The 25,444-nt window shown below is 71.1% G+C and carries 24 protein-coding genes; 9 read left to right on the forward strand and 15 right to left on the reverse strand.

Annotated features, from left to right (window positions below):
• Positions 1-134: 134 nt before the first annotated feature.
• A complete protein-coding gene (locus ACIBTS_RS11555; RefSeq protein WP_319672143.1) occupies positions 135-485 on the reverse strand; it encodes a metalloregulator ArsR/SmtB family transcription factor in 351 nt (116 codons plus the stop codon).
• A gap of 172 nt (positions 486-657) precedes the next feature.
• Here ACIBTS_RS11555 and ACIBTS_RS11560 point away from each other — a divergent pair, with 172 nt between their 5' ends.
• Complete coding sequence (locus tag ACIBTS_RS11560; RefSeq protein ID WP_319672142.1) at positions 658-843, forward strand: hypothetical protein; 186 nt, start codon at positions 658-660, stop codon at positions 841-843.
• A 377-nt stretch (positions 844-1,220) separates the two neighbouring features.
• Here ACIBTS_RS11560 and ACIBTS_RS11565 read toward each other — a convergent pair whose 3' ends face one another.
• From ACIBTS_RS11565 to ACIBTS_RS11620, 12 genes are all read right to left on the reverse strand, one after another.
• Positions 1,221-1,649, reverse strand: coding sequence for an STAS domain-containing protein (locus ACIBTS_RS11565; RefSeq protein WP_399318558.1), 429 nt, complete (start codon positions 1,647-1,649; stop codon positions 1,221-1,223).
• Between the two features lie 49 nt (positions 1,650-1,698).
• Positions 1,699-2,124 (reverse strand): ATP-binding protein, encoded by a 426-nt coding sequence (locus ACIBTS_RS11570; RefSeq protein ID WP_319672140.1) that lies wholly within the window; start codon positions 2,122-2,124, stop codon positions 1,699-1,701.
• 3 nt (positions 2,125-2,127) lie between these two features.
• A complete protein-coding gene (locus ACIBTS_RS11575) occupies positions 2,128-2,556 on the reverse strand; it encodes a pyridoxamine 5'-phosphate oxidase family protein (protein ID WP_399318560.1) in 429 nt (142 codons plus the stop codon).
• Positions 2,553-4,277, reverse strand: coding sequence for a SulP family inorganic anion transporter (locus ACIBTS_RS11580; protein ID WP_399318562.1), 1,725 nt, complete (start codon positions 4,275-4,277; stop codon positions 2,553-2,555). Before ACIBTS_RS11580 ends, ACIBTS_RS11575 begins: the two co-directional genes overlap by 4 nt.
• A complete protein-coding gene (locus ACIBTS_RS11585) occupies positions 4,274-4,615 on the reverse strand; it encodes an ArsR/SmtB family transcription factor (protein WP_399318564.1) in 342 nt (113 codons plus the stop codon). The genes ACIBTS_RS11580 and ACIBTS_RS11585 overlap by 4 nt, the downstream gene beginning before the upstream one ends.
• Positions 4,616-4,789: 174 nt before the next feature.
• Positions 4,790-5,149 carry a zinc ribbon domain-containing protein YjdM gene (locus ACIBTS_RS11590; protein ID WP_319672136.1) on the reverse strand — a complete coding sequence of 120 codons (360 nt, stop codon included), beginning with the start codon at positions 5,147-5,149 and terminating at the stop codon, positions 4,790-4,792.
• A 194-nt stretch (positions 5,150-5,343) separates the two neighbouring features.
• A complete protein-coding gene (locus tag ACIBTS_RS11595; protein ID WP_399318567.1) occupies positions 5,344-6,363 on the reverse strand; it encodes an Acg family FMN-binding oxidoreductase in 1,020 nt (339 codons plus the stop codon).
• 32 nt (positions 6,364-6,395) lie between these two features.
• The gene (locus tag ACIBTS_RS11600; RefSeq protein WP_399318569.1) at positions 6,396-6,842 is read right to left on the reverse strand and encodes a hypothetical protein; all 447 of its coding nucleotides are present in this window, start codon (positions 6,840-6,842) and stop codon (positions 6,396-6,398) included.
• Positions 6,842-9,466, reverse strand: a complete 2,625-nt coding sequence (locus tag ACIBTS_RS11605) for a multicopper oxidase domain-containing protein (protein WP_399318571.1) — start codon at positions 9,464-9,466, stop codon at positions 6,842-6,844. The genes ACIBTS_RS11600 and ACIBTS_RS11605 overlap by 1 nt, the downstream gene beginning before the upstream one ends.
• A complete protein-coding gene (locus ACIBTS_RS11610) occupies positions 9,447-10,721 on the reverse strand; it encodes a TIGR04053 family radical SAM/SPASM domain-containing protein (protein ID WP_399318573.1) in 1,275 nt (424 codons plus the stop codon). Before ACIBTS_RS11610 ends, ACIBTS_RS11605 begins: the two co-directional genes overlap by 20 nt.
• Before the next feature lie 374 nt (positions 10,722-11,095).
• Positions 11,096-11,599: a hypothetical protein gene (locus ACIBTS_RS11615; protein WP_399318575.1), complete on the reverse strand. Its 504-nt coding sequence runs from the start codon at positions 11,597-11,599 to the stop codon at positions 11,096-11,098.
• Between the two features lie 93 nt (positions 11,600-11,692).
• On the reverse strand, positions 11,693-12,526 hold the full coding sequence (locus tag ACIBTS_RS11620) for a DUF2249 domain-containing protein (RefSeq protein WP_399318577.1): 834 nt from the start codon (positions 12,524-12,526) through the stop codon (positions 11,693-11,695).
• Positions 12,527-12,930: 404 nt separating this feature from the next.
• Between ACIBTS_RS11620 and ACIBTS_RS11625 the strand changes: the two genes are divergently transcribed.
• The 7 genes from ACIBTS_RS11625 to ACIBTS_RS11655 all read left to right on the forward strand — a co-directional run bounded on the left by ACIBTS_RS11625 (position 12,931) and on the right by ACIBTS_RS11655 (position 21,911).
• The gene (locus tag ACIBTS_RS11625) at positions 12,931-16,629 is read left to right on the forward strand and encodes a nitrate reductase subunit alpha (protein ID WP_399318579.1); all 3,699 of its coding nucleotides are present in this window, start codon (positions 12,931-12,933) and stop codon (positions 16,627-16,629) included.
• Between the two features lies 1 nt (position 16,630).
• Positions 16,631-18,157, forward strand: coding sequence for a nitrate reductase subunit beta (narH, locus tag ACIBTS_RS11630; RefSeq protein ID WP_399318581.1), 1,527 nt, complete (start codon positions 16,631-16,633; stop codon positions 18,155-18,157).
• Complete coding sequence (gene narJ, locus ACIBTS_RS11635) at positions 18,154-18,945, forward strand: nitrate reductase molybdenum cofactor assembly chaperone (RefSeq protein WP_399318583.1); 792 nt, start codon at positions 18,154-18,156, stop codon at positions 18,943-18,945. The genes narH and narJ overlap by 4 nt, the downstream gene beginning before the upstream one ends.
• Positions 18,942-19,724, forward strand: a complete 783-nt coding sequence (gene narI, locus ACIBTS_RS11640; protein ID WP_399318585.1) for a respiratory nitrate reductase subunit gamma — start codon at positions 18,942-18,944, stop codon at positions 19,722-19,724. The genes narJ and narI overlap by 4 nt, the downstream gene beginning before the upstream one ends.
• Positions 19,721-20,356, forward strand: a complete 636-nt coding sequence (locus tag ACIBTS_RS11645) for a vitamin K epoxide reductase family protein (protein ID WP_399318587.1) — start codon at positions 19,721-19,723, stop codon at positions 20,354-20,356. Before narI ends, ACIBTS_RS11645 begins: the two co-directional genes overlap by 4 nt.
• A 348-nt stretch (positions 20,357-20,704) precedes the next feature.
• Positions 20,705-21,550 (forward strand): class I SAM-dependent methyltransferase, encoded by an 846-nt coding sequence (locus ACIBTS_RS11650; protein WP_399318589.1) that lies wholly within the window; start codon positions 20,705-20,707, stop codon positions 21,548-21,550.
• A 10-nt stretch (positions 21,551-21,560) separates the two neighbouring features.
• The gene (locus ACIBTS_RS11655; protein WP_399318591.1) at positions 21,561-21,911 is read left to right on the forward strand and encodes a cupin domain-containing protein; all 351 of its coding nucleotides are present in this window, start codon (positions 21,561-21,563) and stop codon (positions 21,909-21,911) included.
• Positions 21,912-22,387: 476 nt separating this feature from the next.
• Here the strand turns inward: ACIBTS_RS11655 and ACIBTS_RS11660 are convergent, their stop codons facing one another.
• On the reverse strand, positions 22,388-23,593 hold the full coding sequence (locus tag ACIBTS_RS11660) for a globin domain-containing protein (RefSeq protein ID WP_399318593.1): 1,206 nt from the start codon (positions 23,591-23,593) through the stop codon (positions 22,388-22,390).
• 168 nt (positions 23,594-23,761) lie between these two features.
• Here ACIBTS_RS11660 and ACIBTS_RS11665 point away from each other — a divergent pair, with 168 nt between their 5' ends.
• Positions 23,762-24,232 (forward strand): hypothetical protein, encoded by a 471-nt coding sequence (locus ACIBTS_RS11665; RefSeq protein WP_399318874.1) that lies wholly within the window; start codon positions 23,762-23,764, stop codon positions 24,230-24,232.
• A gap of 278 nt (positions 24,233-24,510) precedes the next feature.
• Here the strand turns inward: ACIBTS_RS11665 and ACIBTS_RS11670 are convergent, their stop codons facing one another.
• Entirely contained in the window at positions 24,511-25,005 is a 495-nt protein-coding gene (locus tag ACIBTS_RS11670) for a hypothetical protein (RefSeq protein WP_399318595.1), read from the reverse strand.
• Positions 25,006-25,444 lie beyond the last annotated feature (439 nt).

Below are 25,444 nucleotides of genomic sequence, written 5' to 3' on the forward strand. Positions count from 1 at the left end.
TCAACCCGCGCGTGGAGTTACGGCACTTTTCCGATGCTTTGCCCTGGTGACACCTTCAGGTGAAGGCGGTCGCCTCCCGCTCCCCCGGAGTGCTGTCCACCTACCGGGAGGCGGCCGCCGATCGAGGGCCGTCGCTACGACGGCGGCTTCGCCTCCCCCTGCACTGCCTGCAGGTCGGCGAGCAGCTCGGCCTGGCCGGCCAGCACGCCGGAGAGGATGGTGCGGGCGACGCGGAGGAGTTCCGCGACATGCGGGCTGGTCAGCGAGTAGTACACGGTCGAACCCTCCTTGCGGGTCAGCACCAGATTCGCCCGACGCAGCACCGCGAGCTGCTGGGAGAGATGGGCCGGTTCGATGCCCACCTCGGGCAGCATCTCGGCGACCGCGTGCTCGCGCTCACTCAGCAACTCCAACACCCGGATGCGCGCCGGGTGGCCGAGAGTCTTGAAGAACTCGGCCTTCAGCTGGTACAGCGGCGTACTCACCGTGCCGCCCCCTCCCCCATGCAGCAGCACGACCCCGCCGGTCGGGCCTCGGCGCATCGCATCCACCCACTCGTCAAGAACATGCGGCCCATCCTCGCCTGCGGCGCCGGTCGGTGACAGACTCAGTAATTGCTAACATTAGCAATTACTGAGGTCATGTGAGGAGGATCGCGTGAGGATCACCCCGCTGCGCGGAGCCGGCGTCGCCTGGTTCAAGTGCCCCGCCTGCCGCCTCAAGTGCCGCCCCACCGCCGTCGGCCCGGACAACCGGTGCCCTCGCTGCGGCGATGCCCGCATGCTGAGACTGTCCTTCGGAGGCCGGTCGACGAGGGCGGGCCAGGACACCGACCGCGACTGACTCTGCTTTGAGGTGCGGCGGGAGGGGTGCGGTGGTGAGTGACTGGAGTCGTCGTCGACGTGTTGTCGTTCACCACGGCAGTGAGCGTCGCCGTCGAGAAGGACGCCCGGGTCCTTCCCTTCCGAGTCCCTGGTCCCTTTCCCCGCACCACCTTCGAGCGGCACTCTTCGTCGCCCGCCTGGTCCTGCCCTCCCCCAACGGCGCCGCGATCTCCGCCGCGGTGCCGCCCGTCGTAGGAGGACCTCCTCGGCGCCGGAGCCCTCGTCTGCGACCTGTACTCCCAGGGCTCAGGCCCCCTCTCGGCGGAAGCCGCCGCCGCGAAGGCGAGTTATGAGGGCACCGCTGATCTCGCGCACTCGGTCGCTGAGCCGACGGAGTCAGTCGCCCGCCCGGTCTTCGGTTATCCGGATTTCGTGCGGCCACCCGGTGGTGCGCCACTCGTGGCGGCCCTCCGCGTCCTCTGCGCCTCCCCCGCCGTGTGCAGCGAGCGCGGCTGCCAGGTCGGCGTGGACCGGGATCGGCGGACCGTCTCCGGTCGGGACGAGGGAGCCGTCGGCGGGGATGGCAGCCAGCTCCAGACCCCGGCCGGCCTCCGTCAGTCGGCGCGCGGCCTCGGTGATCGCCACCTGCCCCTCGGTCGACCAGCTGCGCAGCTCGGTCAGGTCGACGATCACCGGTCCGTTGCCGCGGGCCAGGGCCCAGCCGACCGCGCCGGTGAAGCGGCGGACCGCGTCCGGGCCGAGGTATCCGGCGACGGAGAGGACGCCGAGGTTCTCCTCGACGGTGTAGCGCCAGTCGATGGTCATGAGGGTGTACTTCCTTGTGCGGGAGGTCGGTCGGGAGCGTGCCGATCGGTCAGAGGGGAAGGGTGATCCAGATGCTCTTGCCCCGGCCGTCGGCATCCGCGCGGACCACCGCCGTGCCCCCCAGAGCGAGGACGAACTCCATGACCGTGGCCAGGCCGCTGGTACCGGTGTCGGTGCCCGCCCCGTACAGCGCCGGCTGGTAGGGGTGGCGGTCGTGGACGGCGAAGGCCAGGCACTCCGGGCCCGCCGCGTAGATCACGGTCAGCGTCGGGGAGAGGACGGCGGCGTGCCGGACGCTGTTGGTGACCAGCTCGCTCAGGATCAGCAGGGCCGGGTCCACCGTGGGGTGACGTAAGCCGATGCCCCACTCGACCAGCGCCTGCTCGGCCGTCTCGCGTGCTATGCGGACGGCGGACGTTTCGGTGGGCAGGGTGAGGACGTGCCGGTAGGGCAAGGCATCGAGCCGCGTGGCCATCACTCACGCCTCCGCGCGGGCGAGGCGGAAACCGGTGACCGTCTTGGGGGGCAGGCGCAGCAGGGTGTCGTGCGGCCCGTGTGCCCAGCCGGTCGGGGCGCGCTGGATGGGGGTACCTGCCACGCCTTCAGGGCAGTGGGGGAGGGCGGCTTCGTCGGGGTCGGTGATCACCTCGGCCGGTCCGGAGAGGGTGACGGTCCAGCCGGTGCCGGGCACGGCGCGGATCTCGTCCACGTGGTAGGGCGCCGCCGCGGCCGGGACCGGCGTTCGGACCACCAGCCGGCCGTGCTCCCACACGTGCCGGGCGGGCCGGATCGCGGTCGCCTCCCGCTGCGCGTACACCAGGCGTCCCAGGCTGCTGCCCTCCAGCAGCCACAGGGCCTCCGCGCCGGAGACCTCGACCATGCGGAGAGTGGCAGGGGCGGTGCTCATCGCAGGACTTCCTCGCTGGAGGTTCGGGACTTCTGGACGGGCACGACGGGCAGGACTCCGGCCGTCTGAAGGTGGTCGCGGGCGGCGAGGATCGCCTCGGGAGTAGTGGCGTACTCCCGGCCCTCGTGCCGCAGCAGGTCCAGCGCGCCGACAGAATCCAGGACCTGGCGCTGACCGGGGCGTATCCCGGAGGCGAGGACGAAGATGCCACGGCGGCGCAGCTTCTCCACGGCGTCCTTCAGGACGAGGGCGCCGGTGGCGTCCATGGTCGACACCCGGGACATGCGCAGGATGACGACCCGTACGTCGGCGACCTCGGTCAGCTCCAGCAGGAAGCGGTGGGCGGCGGCGAAGAACAGCGGCCCGTCGATGCGGTACGCCACGATGTGCTCGGCCAGCAGCGCGTGTTCCTCGGCGCTGTGGTCGCCCCGGTCGAGCGGGACCTGGTCGAAGCGGGCCTGCTGGGCCACGGCGCGCAGGGCGAGGGCGCTCGCGACCACCAGGCCGATGATCACCGCGTAGACCAGGTCCAGGGCAAGGGTGGCCGCGGCGGTCAGGACGAGGATCAGCGCGTCGGAGCGGGTGGCCTTGGCCATGGCCTTCAGCGAACCGACCTCGACCATGCGGATCGCGGTGGCCAGCAGGACACCGGCGAGCGCGGCGAGCGGGATCTTCGAGACCAGGGGTGCTGCGGCGAAGACGATCACGGCGAGGACGGCGGCGTGGGTGAGGGCGGCGAGCCGGGAGCTCGCGCCGGTGCGGACGTTGACCGCGGTGCGGGCGATCGCACCGGTGGCCGGCACACCGCCGAAGAGCGGGGCGAAGATGTTCGCAAGGCCCTGGCCGAACAGCTCCCGGTCCGGGTCGTGTTTCTGCCCGACCGTCATGCCGTCGGCGACCGAGGCCGAAAGCAGGGACTCCAGGGCGGCCAGGGCGGCGACCGCCACGGCCGGGGCGAGCAGGGAACCCAGAGCGCCCACGTCGAGGAAGGACAACGAGGGCGCGGGCAAGCCCCGAGGCAGGTCGCCGATCGGCTTCGCCGCGTCCAGCCCGGCGGCCCGCGCGACCACCGTCGCGGCGATCACGGCCAGAATGGAGAACGGAACAGTCGGCCGCCACCGCGCCCCGACCAGCATGACCGCCGCAACGGCGGCGGCGAGGCCGAGGGCGGTCCAGTTGGGAGACCGGACGAACTCCTCGACCGCCCGCCAGGTCACCACCAGCACCCGGTCGCCCTCGGGCTTGGGCACGCCGAGCGCGTTGGGGACCTGCTGCAGGCCGATCACGCAGGCGATGCCGAGGGTGAAGCCTTCGACCACGGGGGCGGGGATGTACTGCATGTAGCGGCCGGCCCGCAGCGCGGCCAACACCACCAGCATCACGCCGGCCATCACGCCGACCGTGAGGACGCCCGTCGGCCCGTGCGCGGCCACGATGGGGACGAGGACCACGGTCATGGCCCCGGTCGGCCCGGACACCTGCAGATTCGATCCGCCGAAGAGCGCGGCCAGCGCGCCCGCGACCACCGCGGTCGCCAGCCCCGCCTCCGCGCCCAGGCCGGAGGAGACGCCGAAGCCGAGGGCGAGGGGCAGCGCCACGACGGCCACGGTCAGCCCCGCCAGCAGGTCCCGACGGGGGTCGCGGCGCATCTGAGCCAGATCGGCGCGGGCGGGGGACAGCGACGCGATCCGGGCCCAGACCCGGCTGATCCGGGAGGTCATCGCGCGCTGACCTCGGCTTCCCGCAGCTCGGCGAGCAGCTCGCCCTGCCCGGACAACATCTCGGTCAGGATCCGCCGCGCGGCCTTCATCAGGTCCGCGACATCCCCGCCGGCCAGCTCGTAGACGACCGTCGAGCCCTCCCGCGTCGAGGCGACGATCCCGGAGCGGCGCAGCACCGCCAGCTGCTGCGACAGGCCGGAGGGCTCCACTTCGATGGCGGCCAGCAGGTCCCGCACCGGCATCGGCCCGTCCTGCAGCAGCTCCAGCACACGTATGCGCACGGGATGCCCCAGCATGCGGAAGAACTCGGCCTTGGCTTGGTACAGCGGAACGGACACGACCTCGGACTCCCCTACAAGGCGCCGCGCACGGGGCGGACGCGAAAGGCTGTGCCCGCGGCTACCTGCGAGCACAGCAAACACAGCATCTAACCAATTGCTAAATTTTGCAATTCAGCATCAGACTGCCACACGGCTGTTCCCGCCATGGACGGGACGGACGGGTCGGCTGGATCAGCCCTTCTTGACCACGCTCGACTTCAGCTGCATCGCCCCGAAACCCTCGACCTTGCAGTCGATGTCATGCCCGTCCACCCCGTCGACCAGCCGGATGTTGCGCACCTTCGTGCCGGCCTTGATCCCCGAGGGACTGCCCTTGACCTTGAGCGCCTTCACGACGACCACCGTGTCGCCGTCCTGCAGAACATTGCCCACGGCGTCCTTCACGACACGCTCCCCGACGGTGTTCCCGCCTTCGGCGGCGCTCTCGGCAGGAACCCACTCATGGCTGCACTCGGGGCAGACCACCAGAGCGTTCATCTCGTAGGTGTACTCACACGAGCACTTCGGACAGGGAGGAAGATTCTCGATCATCCCGCCAGCCTATCCGGCACCGATTCCGTGGCCGCACCTCGGCCTTTTTCCTCCAGTACCTGCACTGACTCCCTGGCCCTGCCCGGCCGGGACGCACGATGGGGCGACTGCCCTTCACCAGCGTCGCGTTCTCCGGCAGCACCGCAGGGCAGCAGCTTCAAACAGCGGACCGGCGCCATGAGAGACCAAGGGGCTCAGTCCGTTTCGGTACCGGTCGCATGTGGCGCTGCGCGCCGAGCGGCGAAGTGTCCGGGTGCTCGGGGTGTGCCCGCGCCGTCCGGGCCGTAGCCGAATCGGATCAGCATGTGCGGGTGGCACCGCTTGTGTCGTGGGAGGGCCGTAGCGGCCCGTAGGTCGGGCCATTCCATGGCCTGGTGCAGGAGTGAGGTGCGCAGCCCGTGGGCGGTCGCCGTGAGCAGGACGTACTGCAGGGCCTGGCCGGCCCGCAGCCAGTCCTCCCGCCGGTCGTGGGGCGTCCACAGCACGGCCAGCTGAACGTGGCGTTCGAACCACAGGGCGGGCAGGCGGAGGGCGGGCAGCGCACCGGTGAAGTCCCGCATGGGCATTCGCGTGGCCGCGTCGGGCGGGCCGAGGGCGGTGACGGGTATGCCGTAAGGGACGTCTGCCCCCGGGGCGGTGATCCAGGTGCGGGTTTCGGCGATGCGCTCCGGGTGGGCGTGGTTGCGCGCTTCGGCCGCCGCGGTCAGGCGCAGCAACCGCCGTGTTCCGGCGATGTCCGGTACGTCAAGGCGCGCGCCGGCGGCATGCGCGGCTGCCGTCATCTCCGCCACGATCGGCTCGGGCACCGGACGGCCGGTGAACGGCATCCGGCTGGTGTGCCGCCGTGCGATGGCGTCGTACAGACCCGGGTCCGGCGGCTGGTCGTCCGCGCCGAGCGGGCCGGTCAGTCGTACGGCGGCCAGCAGGCCGGGGTGGTGGGGGTCCGGCAGGAGCCGCACCTCCGGTCGCCAGCCCTGGTGGACGGCGGCGAGCCGGAGGTTGAAGACCGCGGCGCCCACGGACAGGTACTGGGCGCGGTGCGTCGGATCGGCCAGCGGCAGGGTTCGCTCCGGCGCGGAATGGACCTCCAGCACCTGGCTGTCGGGGTCCAGGCGGAAGCGCCAGGGCTGGGTGTTGTGGATGGACGGTGCTGCCACGGCGGCCGCCAGAAGCGACTCCAACGTGGCTGCGTCCGGCACGGTTTGGGTACGCATGATGCCTCCTCTTTCTTCGTCGTGGCCGCGGCTCAGGTGGCGGGCAGCGCGGTGGCGAGCAGGACGACGCCCAGTGAGCCGACGAGGGAGACGACCGCCAGGGACCGGGCCAGGTCGGCGCGGCCCTTGGCGTGGGCGATGCCGTGTCCGGCCGCAGCGGCCATGACGAGCACGAACAGGGCGAGTTTGGTCGCCAGCGTGCGGCCGTAGCCGGGCTCGGCGAGGGAAGCCCAGGTCACGCCCTTGTGCCAGGCCATGGCCCAGCCGGTGGCCAGCTGCACCGGCAGGAAGACCGCTCCGGTCAGCATGCCGAACCGGCGGCCGGCGGCCGCGGTGAAGCGGTCCTTGGCCTCCGGGTCGAGCAGGTGCCGGGCCAGCGGCAGGATCACGAGGGAGAGGGCGAGTTGGCCGCCCACCCACAGGGCCGCGCCGGCCACGTGCGTGAACCGCACCAGGGACCACCAGCCGACGGTGTCCACTACTTGCTCACCTCCACCATGCCGTGCGCGCCGGCTTCGGCGTGGCGCATGTCGTGGTCGACGAAGGCGTAGTGGCCGGCCTCGGGGAACGTCGTCTCGACGAAGCCGCCCTGCGCCGTGGCGAGGTCCAGCACTTGGGAGCCGCCCGCCTGGTCCGGCTTGAGCAGGTAGGCGCCTTCCTTGTACACGGTGTCGAAGACGGTGCCGACGACGTGGAAGGCGATGCCGTCACTCGGACCGGCGGCGACCACCCAGAACCGGGCCCGCTCGCCGGCCTTCACCTTCAGGGGACGCTGCTCGTACTGATTGGCGACGCCGTTGAACACCCAGGCGTCCGGGGTGTTCTGACGCATCTTGGTCACCTGCGCCGTGCTGCCGGGCGTGCCGAGGTAGAGCTCGGAGGAGACCATCACGTACTCGTGGTCGACCTTCGCCAGGCTGGGCGGGTCGATGATCACGGCGCCGTACATGCCGTTGCCCATGTGCTGGAGCATCGGCGAGCTGCTGCAGTGATACAGCCAGGCACCGGCCCTCTCGGCGCGGAACCGGTAGATCAGGCGCTGGCCGGGCTGGATCGTGCGCATGGCTTCGTCCGGCGCGAGGGAGCCGGCGTGGAAGTCGATGCCGTGGCCCATGCCGTGGTCGTCGTTGACGAGGGTGACCTCGAAGACGTCGCCCACCCTGCCGTGCAGAGTGGGGCCCGGCGCCGTGCCGCCGAAGGTCCACATCTGCTGCTTCACGCCCGGAGCCACCTCCACCGTGATGTGGGCGGCGTGGAGTTCGACCTTGTGGACCGTGGTGCCGGGTGCGGGGGTCAGGTCGGCGTCGCGTGCCTGCCAGCCGGTGGAGAAGTCGGCGGAGAGGTCCAGGCCGCTCTCACTCGCGGCGGCAGAGGTGTGTCCCTCGTGTCCGGTGCCGCCGGCTGCCGTGGTGTTGTTCACGACGATGTCCAGGGTCATCCCGGCCGCTCGGTGGCCCGGCAGGGTGCACCACGCCTCGCGGTTCTCGGTGACCGGCCCGAGGTCGAGTACACGGGTGGTGCCCTTGGCGAGCATCGGGGTGGAAGGACCGCCCTCGACCTTGAGATCGTGGCGCTGGGCGTCGCTGTTGGTGACCTTCAGCCGCAGCGTGGTGCCCGCGGTGACCTCGATCCGGGCCGGACGGATGCGCATGTCGGCCAGGGTGACGGCGACCGTGCGGGTGATGCCGGTGCCCAGGCCCGTCGTTCCGGCGGCGCTCACCCCGGCGGTCGTGTCCCCGCCGCTGTTGGCCACGAGTACGGCCAGCACGGTGACTACGGCTCCTGCCGCGGTGCCCCACAGGACGGGACTCCGTGCTGCCACGCCGCCGGCCTTGCCCGCGCCCACGAACAGACCCCGCCCGCTGCGGGCCAGCACGTACGCGGCCAGGGTGAGGAACGCGGCCCCGGCCGCCCCGGCCAGCAGCATGCCCGCCGTGCCGGCGGGGTGGGGCAGCGGGAGCGCGAGCAGGGCTACGCCGAGGTTGAGCATGATGAGGCGCGGCAGCCAGGCCCGCTCCAGCACCGCGCGCAGCGCGGCTCGTTCCTTGGGGCCGCTGGCGAGCACGATGGGCAGCAGGTAGGTGAGAGCCCCGATGAGGACCTGCGCGACGAGCCCGACGAGCAGCACCGGGATCAGGGACCCGATGTCGTCCGCGATCTCGGCGAGCGGCCGTACGACCAGCAGCACCAGGTCCGCGACCACGCCGACGACCAGCCATCCCGTGGCGGCGGCCAGCATCCACGCGGCGGCCGCAGAGATCGCGGGCCGCCGACGCACCGTACGGGCGAACAGCTGCGCCGCGACGGCGACGCCCGCCGCATAGAGAGCGACGCCGAATGCGGCGGCGGGGCGCCATCCGGCCGACAGCCCGGCGACGGCGGACAGCAGGCCGCACCCGGCCAGCACCAGCACCCATCGCGCGAGCCGGGTGGTGCGCTCGGCCATGCGCACGCCCAGCACGGTGGGCCAGAGCATGAACAGCGTGCCCAGCACAGGCAGTCCGATCCAACCGAGGAGGGTGACGTGCACGTGGGCCAGCTTCAGTCCGGTGTAGTGACCGGGTCCGGCCTTGCCGGTGGCCAGCAGCCAGCCCAGCACCGCGCCGATCGTCAGGGCTACCGCGGCGGACCGGTAGTAGTCGGCGATCGGGGCGAGCCGTCCACCCAGCGCGCCCCGACCCATGCGGACCAGCACCACCAGGTGCGCCGTGATGACGGTGATCAGCAGCGCGCAGCCGACGCCGGTCAGGACGGGCAGGTCGGCCCACACACCGGTGAGAACACCTACGACGCCGACGTTGACGCCGGCCAGCCGGGCGTTGCTCCAGCGCCGGTCGGGCAGCGGGGCGTGGAGCATGGCGACCGCGAAGTGCTCGCTCCACACCACGATGGCAGTGGTGGCGGCGCCGAGCAGGAACAAATGGATGGCCAGCCAGCGCGCCACCGGCAGCGTCTGCTGGGCGCTCGCGGTCAGCAGCGCGAGGATTGCCCAGGCGGCGACGAGGACGTGGGCGGCCAGGTGCCGGCTGCGCAGGCCGGACGCCTTGAACCTGCTGGGCGGACGGCCACCGCCGACGGCTGGGTCATCGTTCTTGCTGTACACGGTGCTCCTTGCCGCCCGGAGCGGCGGTCGGACGAGGACGAGCGGGCGCTTGCGCGTCGGCGCCGCCATCCAGCAGCTCGGCCAGTTCCCGCTGGCGGGGGAAGGCCCCGGGGACGTAGCCGCACCACGGCTCCTCGGCGTACGGGTCTCCGGTGACGCCGTAGGCCCGGGAGCGCGAGCCGCCGCAGACCCGCCGGAACTCGCACCGTCCGCACCGGCCGCCCAGCATGTCGGCGTCCCGCAGGGCGGTGAACAGCGGGGAGGTCCGGTAGATCGACGTCAGCGGCGTCTTGCGCACACTTCCCGCGCTCAGCGGCAGGAAGCCGCTGGGGTGCACGGTGCCGGTGTGCGAGACGAAGACGAAGCCGCGGCCCGCATTGACGTCCAGCGGCGGACGCCGCACCCGCCGCGCGCCGGAGTCCAGGCCCAGCTCGGCGGCCCGCTCGCGCAACTCCCGGTACAGGGGCCCGAGTCCGAGCACCGCCACGTGGTCGTCGCCGGCGGTGGCGAGGACTTGGCGTTGCAGCACGACGCGGCGGAAGTGGTGGGCCTCGGTGGTCTTGGCGGGCACGGTCAGGCCCACGTCGTAGACGAAGTTGAGGACGTCCTCCGTCTCAGCGGGGGTGAGGACGCCGAGTTGGCGGCCGCGGCCGGTGGGCACCAGGAAGAACGCGCTCCACAGCATCGCCCCGTGCTCGGCGACCAGGCGCACGATGTCGGGCAGGTCGTGCAGGCTGTGACGGGCGACCGTGGTGTTGATCTGCACTCTCATGCCCAGGGCACGGGCGGCGTCCCAGGCGTCCAGGGTCCAGCGGAACACCCCCGACACACCGCGGAAGGTGTCGTGGATCTCGGCGGTGGACCCGTCCAGGCTCAGCGAGAGTCCCACCGCGCCGGCCGCGTGCATCTCCCGCAGCCGCTGGGCGGTCAGGGTCGGGGTGCCGGAGGGGGACACCGCGACCCTGACCCCGATCTCCTGGCCGTAGGCGATGAGTTCGGTCAGGTCGGGGCGCTGGAACGGGTCACCACCGGTGATCACGAACAGCGGGGCGGGCTGCCCGAAGGCGGCCACCTGGTGCAGCAGGTCCTTGGCTGCGGCAGTGTCCAGCTCGCGCGGATCGCGGTCGGGCACGGCCTCGGCGCGGCAGTGCAGACAGGCCAGCGGGCAGGCCCGGGTGGACTCCCAGATGACGATGAACGGCCGCTCGGCCGCGTCGTGCCGCTGGCGTCGGATGGCATGTGCGGGGGCGCTCATCGCGCAGTCCTCCCCAGCGCGCAGGGGCTGTGTCCGGCCGCCCTGGAGTCAGGGCAGACGAGGCGGGCGGCCGGACGGTGACCGGGCCGGACCGTGCGCGGCGTCCACCACGAGCGACAGCGGTGGAATCGGCCTTGAGGGCGGTCGACTGGGTCGTGCACGGGATACCTCCGGATCGGTCGCCGTCAGCATCCACCGGCGGCAGTGGTCGGCGCGGCGGCCGATGGTCTTCACGCACAGGGCCGAAGGTCCTTCCTCGCGACAGGTGCGAGGGGACCGTCGGACGGCGGACGACGTGAACGGGCGCGCCTGGACGCGCCCCTGCGCGAGCCCGGTCAGGACGCAGGGACACGTCGCTACCGGCCGCCCCATCTTCAGGAGCGGTTCGGGGAGCGGGGAGTCAGCGCGTCAGCGGTGGCCACCAGGGCGACACCGAGGCCGGTCAGTGCGGCGCCCAGGCCCGTGACCAGGGTGGTGAGGTGCCATGCCTGGCAGGCGGACATCAGTGAGGCGCGCAGGGACTGGCCCATGAACGCGGTCTGGCGCAGCTCGGAGAGCTTCTCGTCGTCGCCGCCGGTGGCGTGCAACTCAGTGGTGATCTCGGCATAGGTGCGGCCGCCGGTGGCATGGGCGAGATTGCCCTTGATGAACTCGGCGTAGGCGTGCGCCTCGGGGCCGGTTTCCACACTTCGGCCGGCATAGGCGGCGAGTTCGGCGGGCAGACCGCGCTCGGGGAAGGTGATCTTCTGGGCGGCCAGCTCGGCACGGATCTCCTTCCTGCCGCTGCGACCACGCAGCACCATGACTGGTCCGGCGACGCCCAGGGCTGTTCCGACCGTGGCGAGCAGGGCCCCGGCCCCACGGTGTGATCCGTCCATGGCGTGTTGTCCTTCTTTCCTCTTGCACTTGGGGTTCGGCTTGTACGGGGCGTTCGGCTTGTACGGGGCGTTCGGCTTGTACGGAGCTTCGGGTCAGCGGTGGCTGAGCCGCAGCCGCCAGGTTTCGGGACCGCGTTCCAGGTACTCCACGGCGAAGGCTCCCGGGCTGCGCTGTTCGATCTGCGCGAGCAGCGGCAGCGGGTCGTGCGGGGCGAGAAGCACCATCGCGGTGCCCGCCGGGACGGCGTCCAGGGCGCCGAAGACCGTGGCGTGACGCAGGGCGTGCGGAACCTCCCGCACATCCAGTTCGGGCTCCGCCGTCTCCTCCGCGCCGCCGCAACCGCAGACCCCGCCGCAGCCGCCGGTCTCCTCGGTCTGTCCTTCTTGCATGTCCTGTCCTTCCTCGATGTCCTGATCTTCTTGGGCGTTCCGGTTGCCCGTGTCGTTCGCGAACCGGTGGTGCAGGTCCGCCAGCAGCGCGGCCAGGGAAACCGCGGGCGTCATCGCGAGCAGGGGCAGTACGAGACCGTTCTCCTTGGCCACGTGTTCTTCGAAGAGCACCTGAAGGGCCCGGGCGTCGGCCGCCGCATCCGCCGGGGCGGCCGCCGCGCGCAGGGCGTCGACGAGCGCGGTGAGGCAGCGGTGTTCGCCGATGAGGCTCTCGATCAGCAGGCGGGCCTCGGGCATGCCGTGGGCGGCGGGATAGAGCGCGGCTTCCTCGGCTGCGGCGTGCGGCAGCAGCGAGCGGTCGCAGAAGGCCACGAGCCCGGCGTGGATCTTCTCCGCGGCGCTCGGGTCGCGGTCCACGGCGGTGAGCAGCATTTTCACCCGGCCGGCCAGTTCCCCGGCCAGGCGGGCGTGATGCGCCTCGGCGCTTTCGAGGGCGGTGGCGTCCTCGGGGGCCGAGGCGAGGGTGAGCACGCTCATGAGGGTGTCTCCAGCAGGTGACGGTCGGCTCGGCCGGCCGGTGCGGGTGTAGGGCGTTCAGGGGTGGTCGCCTTGACGATGTGAAGGCTGCGTCCGGCCGCGGGAAGCGGCCGGACGCACGACCGAACCGGGCGCCACGCGCCGTACGCGCTACACCCGCAGCAGACCGGGGACGGGGGAATCGGCCGCCTGGCGGGCACGGAATGCGGTCGTGCAGAGGGACGTCCGCGGTTCGATCAGTGCCCAGCATGCAACGCCGGCCACACCAACTCCCTGGCCGACCGGGTCCCACCACCGGGACCATTGGGCCCTACTGCGACCGGCGGAATGGGGCCGGAAGGTCATCCGGCAGGGACCGCCAGACCCAGGTGCACCAAAGTCAACGCCGCCTAGCGTTCCTGACCATGGAGAACGATCAGAACGCACGGCGTCAGGCGCCGCGCGCCGGTGAAGGCTGGCCGCTGGCCGCCCGGCGACTGCTCACCCGCCGTGAGGTGTCGGCCGACGGCCGCGCCGTGTTCGGCACGGGCGACCCGAAGTGGGAGGGCTTCTACCGGGACCGCTGGTCGCACGACAAGGTGGTGCGCTCCACGCACGGGGTCAACTGCACCGGTTCCTGCTCGTGGATGGTGTACGTCAAGGACGGCATCATCACCTGGGAACACCAGGCCACCGACTACCCGTCGATCGGCGCCGACTGCCCCGAGTACGAGCCGCGCGGCTGCCCGCGTGGCGCTTCGTTCTCCTGGTACACCTACTCGCCCAGCCGGGTCCGCTACCCGTATGTGCGGGGCGAGTTGCTGAAGCTGTGGCGCGAGGCCCGCAAGCGGCTCGGCGACCCGGTGGCGGCCTGGGCCGAGATCACCTCCGACCCCGCGAAGGCACGGGCGTACAAGCGGGCCCGCGGCAAGGGCGGCCTGGTGCGCGCCGACTGGGACGAGGTGAGCGAGCTGATCGCCGCCGCCCAGGTCCACACGATCAAGACATACGGTCCGGACCGCGTCGCCGGCTTCTCCCCGATCCCGGCGATGTCGATGGCCTCCTTCGCGGCCGGCGCCCGCTACACGTCGCTGATCGGCGGCACGCTGCTGTCGTTCTACGACTGGTACGCCGACCTCCCCATCGCCTCCCCGCAGGTCTTCGGCGACCAGACCGACGTGCCCGAGGCCGCCGACTGGTGGAACGCCGGCTACCTGATCATGTGGGGCTCCAACATCCCCGTGACCCGCACACCCGACGCGCACTTCCTGACCGAGACGCGCTACAACGGCGCCAAGGTCGTCGCGGTCAGCCCCGACTACGCCGACAACGTCAAGCACGCCGACGAGTGGCTTTCCCCGCACCCCGGCACCGACGGGGCGCTGGCGATGGCCATGGGGCACGTCATCCTGCGCGAGTTCCTGATCGACCGCGAAGTGCCGTACTTCCAGGACTACCTGCGCAAGTTCACCGACGCGCCGTTCCTGGTGACCTTGCGCAAGCACGAGCACGGTCTCGTCCCGGACGGGTTCCTGACCGCCGCCGACCTGGGCAGCGAGGAGGAGAACGCCGAGTTCAAGACCGTACTTCTGGACCGGGCCACTGGTGATCCGGTGGTCCCCGGCGGCTCGCTCGGCTTCCGGTGGGGGGAGGCCGGGCGAGGCCGCTGGAACCTCGACCTGGGCGAGACCGTGCCCGAGTTGAGCCTGATCGACCGCGCTGAGGACACCGTCGAGATCGCCCTTCCCCGCTTCGACGAGGGCAGCACGGAGGGCGGCTCGGTCATGGTGCGCGGTGTGCCCGTGCGGCGCGTCGGCGGGCGCCTGGTCACCACGGTCTTCGACCTGATGCTGGCGCAGTACGGGGTGGCCCGGCCGGGTCTGCCCGGCCGGTGGCCGTCGTCGTACGAGGACGCGTCCGAGCCCTACACCCCGGCCTGGCAGGAGACGATCACGTCGGTGCCGGCCGAGCAGGCGGCCCGGATCGCCCGGGAGTTCGCCCGCAACGCCGAGCGCACCAACGGCCGTTCCATGATCGCGATGGGGGCTGGCACCAACCACTGGTTCCACTCCGACACCATCTACCGCGCGTTCCTGGCGCTGACGACGATGACCGGCTGCCAGGGCGTCAACGGCGGCGGCTGGGCGCACTACGTCGGCCAGGAGAAGGTCCGCCCGGTCACCGGGCAGCAGCACCTGTCGTTCGCCTTCGACTGGCAGCGGCCCACCCGCCACATGGCCGGCACGTCGTACTGGTACCTGAACTCCGACCAGTGGCGCTACGAGGCGTTCGGGCCGGACGAGCTGGCCTCCCCGCTGGGCGAAGGGCGGTTCAAGGGCAAGGGGTTCGCCGACTGCCTGGCGCAGGCGGTGCGGCTGGGCTGGACGCCCGGCCACCCCGGCTTCAACCGCAACCCGCTCGACCTGACGGACGAGGCGGCACGGGCCGGTCGGCCGGTCGCCGACTACATCGTCGACGAGCTGAAGTCCGGGCGACTGCGGTTCGCCGTGGAGGACCCCGACGACCCGGCCAACTTCCCGCGCGTGCTGACGGTCTGGCGGGCGAACCTGCTGGGGTCCTCCGGCAAGGGCAACGAGTACTTCCTGCGCCATCTGCTGGGCACCGATGCGGCGGTCCGCTCCGAGGAGACGCCGCCCGAGGGGCGTCCGAAGGAGGTGGTCTGGCATGAGGAGGCCCCCGAGGGCAAGCTCGATCTGCTGGTCTGCATGGACTTCCGGATGACGTCGACCGGGCTGATGGCTGACGTGGTCCTGCCCGCGGCGACCTGGTACGAGAAGGACGACCTCTCCAGCACGGACATGCACCCGTTCGTGCACGCCTTCACCCCGGCCATCGCCCCGCCCTGGCAGGCTCGCACCGACTACGACACGTTCCTGACGATCGCCGACCGGTTCAGCGAACTGGCGGCCGAGCACCTCGGCACCCGCACCGACGTCCTCGCCGTGCCGCTCACCCACGACACACCGGACGAACTCGCCCAGCCGGGCGGGACGGTACGGGACTGGAAGGCCGGCGAGTGCGAGCCGATACCCGGGCGGACCATGCCGAAGCTGGCGGTCATCGAACGGGACTACGCCGCGATCGCACAGAAGATGCGCGCCGTCGGCCCGCTGCTCGACACCCTGGGCACCACCACCAAGGGCATCACCGTCCACCCCGACCGGGAGATCGACGAGCTGCGGCACCGCAACGGCACCGTCCAGGAGGGAATCGCCGCCGGGCGTCCCTCCTTGGCCACCGCGAGCGACATGTGCGAGGCGATCCTGGCCCTGTCCGGCACCACCAACGGGCGCCTCGCCACCGAGGGATTCCGCGAGATGGAGCGGCAGACCGGCAGCGAGGGGCTCGTCGAGCTCGCCGCCGAGCGGGAGGCGGAGCGGATCACCTTCGCCGACACCCGCACCCAGCCCCGCGCCGTGATGACCTCCTACGAGTGGTCCGGCTCGGAGACCGGCGGGCGCCGCTACTCCCCGTTCGTCATCAACACCGAGCACAAGAAGCCCTGGCACACCCTCACCGGCCGCCAGCACTTCTTCGTCCAGCACGACTGGATGACCGAACTCGGCGAGCAACTCCCCGTCTACCGGCCGCCGTTGAACACGCCCCGGCACTACGGCGACGAGCAGCTGCACGAAGGCGGCCGGGCGGAGGTCACCGTCCGCTATCTCACCCCGCACTCAAAGTGGTCCATCCACTCCAACTACCAGGACAACAAGTACATGCTCGACCTGTCCCGCGGCGGACCCACGATCTGGATGTCCACGGAAGACGCCGAGAAGATCGGAGTCAAGGACAACGAGTGGATCGAGGCGTACAACCGCAACGGCGTGGTGGCGGCACGGGCGGTGGTCACGCACCGCATGCCCGAGGGCACGGTGTACATGTACCACGCCCAGGACCGCAACGTGAACGTCCCGAAGACCGAGGTCAGCGGCAAGCGCGGCGGCATCCACAACTCGCTGACCCGGCTGCTGCTCAAGCCCACCCATCTCGCGGGCGGCTACGCCCAGTTCACCTACGCCTTCAACTACTACGGCCCGACCGGCAACCAGCGCGACGAGGTCACCGTCATCCGCCGCCGTAGCCAGCAAGTGGAGTACTGACATGCGCGTGATGGCCCAGATCGCGATGGTGATGAACCTCGACAAGTGCATCGGCTGCCACACCTGCTCGGTCACCTGCAAGCAGACGTGGACCAACCGCACCGGTGTCGAGTACGCCTGGTTCAACAACGTCGAGACCAAGCCCGGCGTCGGCTACCCCCGCCGCTACGAGGACCAGGAACACTGGAAGGGCGGCTGGACGCTCGACAAGCGCGGACGTCTCGTCCTGCGCTCCGGCGGCCGGGTCAAGCGACTGTTGTCGCTGTTCTCCAACCCGGACCTGCCCTCCATCGAGGACTACTACGAGCCGGTCACCTACGACTACGACAACCTCGTCAACGCCCCCGCCCAGAAGGACATCCCGGTCGCCCGCCCCCGCTCGGTCCTCACCGGCAGGCCCACTGCGATCACCTGGGGAGCCAACTGGGAGGACGGCCTCGGCGGCGCACCGGAGCACGCCGGCGCCGACCCCAATCTGTCCGGGGCCTGGGCGGAGAAGGTGAAGTTCGAGTTCGAGCAGACCTTCCTCTTCCACCTGCCCCGGCTGTGCGAGCACTGCCTCAACCCGGCCTGCGTGTCGGCCTGTCCGTCGGGCGCGATGTACAAGCGGGTCGAGGACGGCATCGTCCTGGTCGACCAGGACCGCTGCCGGGGCTGGCGGATGTGCGTGACGGCGTGCCCGTACAAGAAGGTGTACGTCAACCACGCCACCGGCAAGGCCGAGAAGTGCACCTTCTGCTTCCCGCGCATCGAGGCCGGACAGCCCACCGTCTGCTCCGAGACGTGCGTCGGCCGCCTGCGCTACCTCGGCCTGCTCCTCTACGACGCCGACCGCGTCGGTGAGGCGGCGGCCACCCCGGGCGAGAAGGACCTGCTGGATGCCCAGCGCGGTGTCTTCCTCGACCCGCACGACCCTGAAGTACGCGCCGCTGCACGGGAGTCCGGAATCCCCGAGGACTGGCTGGAGGCGGCCCGCCGCTCGCCCGTGTACGACCTGGTCATGCGCTACAGGGTGGCGCTGCCGCTGCACCCGGAATACCGGACGATGCCCATGGTCTGGTACGTCCCCCCGCTCTCCCCCGTCCTCGACGCCGTCGACGCGGCGGGCGGCAACCAGGACGACCCCGACCACGTCTTCGCCGCCGTCACCCGGCTGCGCATCCCCCTCGAATATCTGGCGGAGCTGTTCACCGCCGGCGACACCGATGTGGTCGCCGGCGTGCTGATGAAGCTCACGGCGCTCCGCTCGTACATGCGTGAACGCACCCTCGGCGAGTCCGGCGACGAGACGGCGCTGAAGGCGGTCGGGCTCACTGCCCGCGAGGCGGAGGACCTGCACCGGCTGCTGGCCGTCGCCAAGTACAAGGACCGCTACGTCGTCCCCGCAGCCCACAAGGAGGACGCCGCCGCCCTGATCGCCATGGAGAACCGCTGCCCGGTCGAAACGTCCGGCGAAGCCGAGCCCCGCAAGGTCATGCTCGGCATCCCCACCCTGCGCCGCAACACCACTGCCGGAGGACGTCCGTGAGCCTGCTGCCCTCAACGATTCCCGCTCTCGTCCGCACCCGCGTCCGGGCAGCCGTTCGCCGCCCGGCTCGCCTCACACCCGAGGAGACGGCGGGCCGAGCGCTGACACTGCGGCTCGTATCGCTGCTCCTGCAGTACCCGGACGTGGAACTGACCGCAGTCCGGCCGGAGTTGACGACCGTGGCGGAGGCCCTGCCGGCCACGCCCGCGGCGGAGCACCTGGCCCGGTTCACCGACTGGTTCGCCGCACAGGATCCCGAGGCGCTGGAGCGGCACTACGTCGAGATGTTCGACCTGCGCCGCAAGAGCAGTCTCTACCTCACCTACTATCTGCACGGCGACACTCGCCGCCGCGGCATGGCCCTGCTCACCCTCAACCAGCGCTACCGCGCCGCGGGCTGGGACACCGACGGCGGTGAACTGCCCGACCACCTGCCCGTCGTGCTGGAGTTCGCCGCCCTGGCGGGTCCGGGCGGCGGCGAGGCACCGCTGCGCCAGCACCGTCGTGGTCTGGAGCTGATCCACCGGGCGCTGACCGACGCCGACTCCCCGTACCGGCACGTCCTGGCCGCGCTGCTCACCCTGCTGCCGCCGCCCACCGAGTCCGACCGCGCGGCGGTGGCCCAGCTGGTCGCCGAGGGCCCGCCGAACGAGGAGGTCGGCCTCGACCCCTACGGCACCTACGGCGAGGGGGAGTTCGCCCCTCCGGGCGCCTTCGTGCCGCCGATGCCCGCCCCTGCGACCCGTGTGCCGCCCGCTCCGACCAGCCGTACGGAAGGCCCCCGATGAACGCCGTACCGACCCCCTTGGCCGCCGCGTCTACGGGCGGTGCCGATCTCCTCCTGTGGGTCGCCATCCCCTACATCTGCCTGGCGGTGTTCGCGGTGGGGCATGTGTGGCGCTATCGCCAGGACCAGTTCGGCTGGACCTCCCACACCAGCCAGCTCCTCGAACACCGCTGGCTGCGCTGGGGCAGCCCGCTGTTCCACCTGGGCGCGTTCATGGTGATCGCCGGGCATGTCGTGGGCCTCGCCGTGCCCGCCTCCTGGACCGAGGCGGCCGGTATCACCGAGCACACGTACCACACCACGGCCGTCTGGGCGGGCTCGGTGGCCGGCGTCGCCATGGTCACCGGCCTGGGCATGCTGTGCGCCCGGCGGCTGCTGACCCGCCGGATCCGGCTCGGCACCGACCGCAGTGACAAGCTGCTCTTCCCGCTGCTGGCCGCGACCGTACTGCTGGGCATCTCCGCCACGGCCGCGCACAACGTCTTCGGCCCCGGCTACGACTATCGCGAGACCGTCTCTGTCTGGTTCCGAGGCATCTTCGCCCTCCAGCCGAGACCCGAGTCGATCGCTGGCGCCCCGCTGCTGTTCCAGCTCCACGCTCTCAGCGCCTGCCTGCTCTTCGCGGTCTGGCCGTTCACCCGACTGGTGCATGTGTGGAGCGTCCCGATCGGGTACCTGGCCCGGCCCTACCTGGTCTACCGGAAGCGGACCGTGCCGGCAGCCGACTCGACCGTGCGACTGCACAGCCGGACGACCCGTTCCGGGCGGCGCGCCGCATGATCCACCCGCCGACCCGCACACCGGATGCCACGACCGTACGGACCACGCAGGGATCGGGAGCGAGCCGCGGCACCGGCCTGGTGCTTCTCCTGACCGGTGCCCTGGGCTGGCTGGCCTCCTTCCAGCTCGCTGTGGACGACTGGCGGCTGCTCAAGGACCCCTCCTATCAACCGCCATGCAACATCAGCCCAGTGGTGAGCTGCGGCAGCGTCATGTCCAGCCCTGAGGGGAGTGTGTTCGGCTTCCCCAACATGCTGCTCGGTCTGGGCGCGTTCGCCGCCGTCGCCGTTCTGGGTGCCGCCGTGCTCACCGGCGCGCGTCTGCACCGGCGGCTGTGGCTCGCGCTGGCCGCTGGGGCGTTGGCGGGGGTCGTGTTCGTGCACTGGCTGATCGTGCAGTCGCTGTACGAGCTGAACAGGATCTGCCCCTACTGCGCCGTCGTCTGGGTCGTCACCATCGCCCTCTTCTGGTGCGTGGCCCTGCACTGCGTCAACCACGGGATCGTTCGGGTCCCCCACAGTGTCCTCGCACTCCTGCGGGAGACGCACTGGATACTGCTCGGCGGCTGGTACGGGGTGATCGCCCTGCTCGTGCTCACCCGGTTCTGGGCGTACTGGAGCAGCCTGGTGTGACGCCACCACACCGCTTCGCCGATCAGCCACAGACCACACGCATGCAAGGAACAGCCCTCATGGACGACGTACTGGCGGAGTGGACCGCCTGGTCGGATACGCGGCGGGTCGTGCCGAGGGTGGTCCCCACGCGGTAGTGGCCGCAGCCCGTCGCGCGGGAGAACTCGCGGCCGGATGGGCCGCCGAGGAAGGCCGCCGTCCAAGCGCGTCAGGGACACCCGGCGGCGCCCGTCAGCACCGGCCCGCAGGGCCCTACCGGTCGGGACCTTCGGCCCCCGCGCTCGGACGGCACTCGGAGTTAGGTTCACCTAAGTAGAGATCGGTGTGCGCAGAGAGCGAGGCACGAACATGGCATCGACGGACCCTCGGGCCCTCCACGATCGAATCCCGGTACCCGGCGACGGACTGGACGCCGCCCGTATGCCCGGCCACTGGCTGCTGGCCCGCCTGGGCAAGCGGGTGCTCCGCCCAGGCGGCCTGGAGCTGACCCGCTGGATGCTGGACACGCTGGACATCCGCGGCGACGACCGGGTGGTCGAGCTCGCCGCGGGGCTCGGGACCACGGCCCGGCTCACCCTCGAACGTGCCCCGGCCGCCTACACCGCCGTGGACCGCGACCCCGCCGCCGTGGCACAGCTGCGCACCCTCACTGCATCGGGGCCCACCGAGGTGGCCGTAGTGCGAGCGGACGCTGTCCAGACCGGTCTGCCGTCCGGCAGCGCCACCGTGGTGTACGGGGAGGCCATGTTGACCATGCAGCCCGAGCCCGCGAAACGCCGCATCATACGAGAGGCACGTCGGCTGCTCGCCGACACCGGTGGCCGGTACGGCATCCATGAGATGTGCCTGCTTCCCGAGGACCTCGACCCCGAACACGCCGAGGAGATCGCAAGGGATCTGAGCGAGACCATCCACGTCGGCGCACGTCCGTTGACCCCGTCCGGCTGGGTCGGCCTGTTTGCCGCCGAGGGCTTCACGGTCACCGCCCGCCGGCGAACGCCGATGGCCCTGCTCGAACCGCGCCGCCTCATCGCCGACGAAGGGTTCACACAGACGCTGGGCATCGCCGGCCGGGCCCTGCGCGACCCGGCGGCCCGGCGCCGAGTCCTGGAGATGCGCCGCGTCTTCCGCCGCCACCAGACCCACCTCGGCGCCATCAGCCTCATCGGCACCCCCACCACGTCGACTTCCTGAGGAGACCCGCATGTCCGCCACCGTGATCCCCGACCTGACCGCCGAACTGCCCCTGGCCGAGGACGGCACCCTCAGCCGCGTTCTGTACCGCGACGACCGGCTTCGCGTGGTCGGCTTCGCGTTCGCCGCCGGACAGGAGCTGACCGAACACACCTCGGCCCTGCCGGTCGTCATCCAGGTCGTCCAGGGCCGCCTCGAGCTCGTTCTGGGCGACGAGAGGACCGAGGCGACGCCCGGCAGTTGGATCCACCTGCCGGCCCGGCTGCCGCACACCGTGCGCGCCACCGAACCCACCGTCATGCTGCTGACCATGCTGCCCGCAACGAGCTCGGCTGCCCCGGACAGCACCGGCGGCAGCTGACCGGATCAGCCGTCTGCACGGGACCGGCAGCAGCATCGGCCAACTCAAGGAGCAGAACTCGATGAGGAGGCGCTTGGCCGCAGCCCCGGTCCACGAGCCACGAGCCACGAGCCACGAGCCACGAGGTCACGGTCGCGAACGCCTCGCCACCGTCGGATACTCACTCTGCTCATTACCCAGCTCGGTGCACGTATGCCGGTGCGCCGGTTCCAGGCGCAGACCGATACGTCCGGCAGGCACCGGCCTTGCCCAGGGGTCTTTCCGTACGTGCCCGTGAACAGCCCTTGTCCGCATACAGCCGACGCGCCTTATGACTCAGCCAGCCGCAGCCGGCGAACTCCCCGATGACCATCAGCGGGCGAGCCCAGCCGAAGTTTTGGGTGATCGCGCTCTGTCTTCCTCGCAGAACCAGCCAGCCCCAGCCGCAGTCGGCTGGGGCTGATCATGATTGCTCGCTGCACGGTGAACCGCGGGAATCAGCCCTCGGCGTGGGCGAGCCACAGGTCGGGGCCGAAGACCTCGTAGCGGATGTGGCGGGCGGGGATACCGATCTGGAGGAGCTGGGCGCGAACTGCGCGCATGAAGGGGAGCGAACCGCAGAGATACACATTTGCGTCAGCCGGCAGGGCCAGGCCATCGAGGTGCATCAGGCCGGCGTGGGAGCCGGGTTCCTCGGTCGCGTCCTGTTCGTACCAGAACTCCGCGTGCGCATCCGGCAGTTGCTTCACCAGGCGTCGGGCCTCGTCGCGCAGGGCGTGATCGGCCGGGGTGCGGTCGGCGTGCAGCATCCACACCTGCCGCGATGAGCCCGTGGCGGCGAGGTGTTCGAGCATGCCGACGATCGGGGTGCAGCCGATGCCGGCGGAGACCAGCACGAGCGGGGTGTCGGCGTCGTCGAGGACCACGTCTCCGAACGGTGCCGACAGGGTGAGCTCGTCGCCGGCTCGTACGCTGCGGTGCAGCTGGTTGGAGACCTCGCCTTCGGGGGCGTCGGCGATGCTCGGCACCCGCTTGACGGTGATGCGGCGCAGGCGGTCGCCGGGGGCGTTGGACAGGCTGTACTGGCGGGTCTGGTGGATGCCGTCGGGCATGGTCACCTTGACGCTGACGTACTGGCCGGCGCGCGCCTGGGGCAGGAGGCCGTCGTCGGCCGGGCGCAGCAGGAACGACGCCACGTCGGGGGTTTCCTCCCGCCGCTCCACCACGGTCCACTGGCGCCACGGCTTGCGCGGGTCCACCTGCGCTTCCTGGTAGAGGCGGGCCTCCTGAGCTATCAGGGCACCGGCCATCAGCCAGTACACCTCGTCCCAGGCGGCGGCCACCTCCGGTGTGACCGCCTCACCGAGTACATCGCCGATGGCGCGGAAGAGGTACTTGTGGACGATCGTGTACTGGTCCTCGGTGACGCCGAGCGCGGCGTGCTTGTGGGCGATGCGGGCAAGGAGGTCGTCCGGGCGCGCGTCGGGGTTGGCCAACAGGGCCTGGGCGAAGCTCGCAATGGAACCAGCCAGAGCCTGGCGCTGCTCGCCGCTGGCCTGGTTGCCGCGGTTGAACAGGCCGTCCAGAAGTTCGGGCTGGTCGGCGAACATGGAGCCGTAGAAGCGCGTGGTGATCTCGTCCAGGGCACCGCCTACGGCAGGCAGGGTGGCTCGAACGACAGCGGCCGACTCGGGCGAAAGCATGGAACTCCTCCGTGATGAATGCATGTAGAGGGACGGCGTTCACCGTCACAGCCGGGATCCGTCGGGCGTCCGACCGGCACATCGATCATCCGGCGGGGCAGTCACCTGGAATAGGGCCGAACCGCCCTGAGAACAGGGCCCGTCGGTCCGACCCTCGTGCACGGTGTGATGCAGATCGCAAACCGGCTGACCGGCCGACCGGTGCAAACCATCGCAGGTCCCGCACGCGATCGGCGGGACCCTGGGGCGAGCGCCGGCGCCGGTACTCAGATTGACGGGAGCGACACGGCCGGGTGGGCAGAGTCGTTTGCCGACTGGATCACCGAAGACCGCCGGCTGAGCCGGTCCGCCACCATGCGACGGGTGCGCCTCTCGCCCGGCGACGGCGGGATGTCACCGGACCTGGTGTCCCGGCTCGACTTTGCCGTCTCTTCCGGTTCGTTCCTCACCGAACTGATCGCGCGGTTCGGTGACTTCCGCGTACCACTCCCCCGTCAGGAGCGAACGCCCGCACGACTGGTGGTGGAGCGCAACGGAATCCGCGTCATCATCGAGGAGGGAACACCGCAGGACACAGCCCGCGTTTCACTGCCGTACGCGGCGTCGGCGGTCATCGAGCCGAGGGTGAGGAACGCGTAGTCGGTGTCCTCGATGTCGTACACGCCCGGCTGCCCGGCACGGTCGAGCCCTTCGGCTCACGTGGCGAGTACCCAGGCTCCGCAGGCGCACGTCCGATGCTGCCGTGAGAACGCCGTCCGTCACATCGTCCCGCGCTCCGGGAGCCGGCACCCAGCATCCGGCGGGGCATCGGAAGCTTTGTGGATCTCCAAGCAGTGGATCAGAAGACGTCAGCCGTCGCGGTGCTGACAGCTTGGTGCGCGATTGCCTGGGCGACGCGTTCGCGCGGAGCGGCACTGTCAAGCGTGCCGGGTAAGGCCGAACAGAGCGCCGGTGGGATCGCGCAGGACCACGTCTCCGTTGGAGTCGTGGCGAACCTCGGTCGCACCGAGCTGTCGGGCCTGCTTGGCGTCGGCATCGGGTCTGTTGCTGGCGAAACTGACCAGCCTGGCCACCCTCATGATCGTCACACTCGAAGGCGCCCACATCCTCTGCCGCGCAGCGGGTGGCATCGCGCCTTTCGACAGCGCCGCCACGGCCCTACTCTCCGCCCTCCCGAGCTCGGGTTGAAGGCCTCGCGGGCGTATGCGTACGGGCCGCCGCTGGCCGGCACCCGCTTCGACAGCGGCCCCGAAGGTCAGCGCCGGCGCGAGCGCGCCGAGGGGCACCGCGACGAACGCGACGAGGGAGATCGGCCCGTAGGGGGCGACGGCGGAGGGCAGGGCGAAGACTCCGGTGCCGATGATGCCGCCGATCACGAGCGCGGAGGCGGCGGGAAGGCCGAGCGCCGTCATGGCCGCTGTCCCCTTTCCGCCTCCTGTGGTTCCGGCATGGCTCAGGCTCCTTACGACCAGGGGGGATAAATCGACCCGCAGCTGATCCTTTTGCCCCTCAGCCGCGCGCAGTCAGCGGCCGCACGGCCCACGCGCGACCCCGATGGTCCCGCCGCCCTGGGCCTGGACAGCCCAACTCGTCTGGCTGCCGGTGCTCCTGGCCACAGGACATGGGCCGTTCGGTCCACAGCATGACCCGCCCAGCCCCATTGTCAGCACCGCGCTCGGCTCGACAATCGAGGGCAGGAGCTGCGGCCGGGCTCGCGACCCGCTGTCGACCGGCCGACGGTGCCATGTCCTTACGGCTCGATCGAGATGGGATGGTCACCCCCGGAGCCGCGAGGGCTTCCGCGTGAGCGTCGTGTTGGGGAGGGCACGATCCTCGCGCCACGGCCGCCGC

Source organism: Streptomyces sp. NPDC050121, from assembly GCF_044460385.1.
Classification (GTDB): Bacteria; Actinomycetota; Actinomycetes; order Streptomycetales; family Streptomycetaceae; genus Streptomyces; species Streptomyces soliscabiei.

Bases quoted from the DNA above. Each gene is read 5' to 3' on its own strand.
- narH (WP_399318581.1), top strand. From the start codon at position 16,631: ATGCGCGTGATGGCCCAGATCGCGATGGTGATGAACCTCGACAAGTGC.
- ACIBTS_RS11570 (WP_319672140.1), bottom strand. From the start codon at position 2,124: ATGGCCACGCGGCTCGATGCCTTGCCCTACCGGCACGTCCTCACCCTG.
- ACIBTS_RS11590 (WP_319672136.1), bottom strand. From the start codon at position 5,149: ATGATCGAGAATCTTCCTCCCTGTCCGAAGTGCTCGTGTGAGTACACC.
- ACIBTS_RS11655 (WP_399318591.1), top strand. From the start codon at position 21,561: ATGTCCGCCACCGTGATCCCCGACCTGACCGCCGAACTGCCCCTGGCC.
- ACIBTS_RS11610 (WP_399318573.1), bottom strand. From the start codon at position 10,721: ATGAGCGCCCCCGCACATGCCATCCGACGCCAGCGGCACGACGCGGCC.
- ACIBTS_RS11625 (WP_399318579.1), top strand. From the start codon at position 12,931: ATGGAGAACGATCAGAACGCACGGCGTCAGGCGCCGCGCGCCGGTGAA.
- ACIBTS_RS11595 (WP_399318567.1), bottom strand. From the start codon at position 6,363: ATGCGTACCCAAACCGTGCCGGACGCAGCCACGTTGGAGTCGCTTCTG.
- ACIBTS_RS11665 (WP_399318874.1), top strand. From the start codon at position 23,762: ATGCAGATCGCAAACCGGCTGACCGGCCGACCGGTGCAAACCATCGCA.
- ACIBTS_RS11645 (WP_399318587.1), top strand. From the start codon at position 19,721: ATGATCCACCCGCCGACCCGCACACCGGATGCCACGACCGTACGGACC.
- ACIBTS_RS11565 (WP_399318558.1), bottom strand. From the start codon at position 1,649: ATGACCATCGACTGGCGCTACACCGTCGAGGAGAACCTCGGCGTCCTC.
- ACIBTS_RS11650 (WP_399318589.1), top strand. From the start codon at position 20,705: ATGGCATCGACGGACCCTCGGGCCCTCCACGATCGAATCCCGGTACCC.
- narI (WP_399318585.1), top strand. From the start codon at position 18,942: ATGAACGCCGTACCGACCCCCTTGGCCGCCGCGTCTACGGGCGGTGCC.
- ACIBTS_RS11615 (WP_399318575.1), bottom strand. From the start codon at position 11,599: ATGGACGGATCACACCGTGGGGCCGGGGCCCTGCTCGCCACGGTCGGA.
- ACIBTS_RS11670 (WP_399318595.1), bottom strand. From the start codon at position 25,005: ATGACGGCGCTCGGCCTTCCCGCCGCCTCCGCGCTCGTGATCGGCGGC.
- ACIBTS_RS11620 (WP_399318577.1), bottom strand. From the start codon at position 12,526: ATGAGCGTGCTCACCCTCGCCTCGGCCCCCGAGGACGCCACCGCCCTC.
- ACIBTS_RS11575 (WP_399318560.1), bottom strand. From the start codon at position 2,556: ATGAGCACCGCCCCTGCCACTCTCCGCATGGTCGAGGTCTCCGGCGCG.
- ACIBTS_RS11580 (WP_399318562.1), bottom strand. From the start codon at position 4,277: ATGACCTCCCGGATCAGCCGGGTCTGGGCCCGGATCGCGTCGCTGTCC.
- ACIBTS_RS11660 (WP_399318593.1), bottom strand. From the start codon at position 23,593: ATGCTTTCGCCCGAGTCGGCCGCTGTCGTTCGAGCCACCCTGCCTGCC.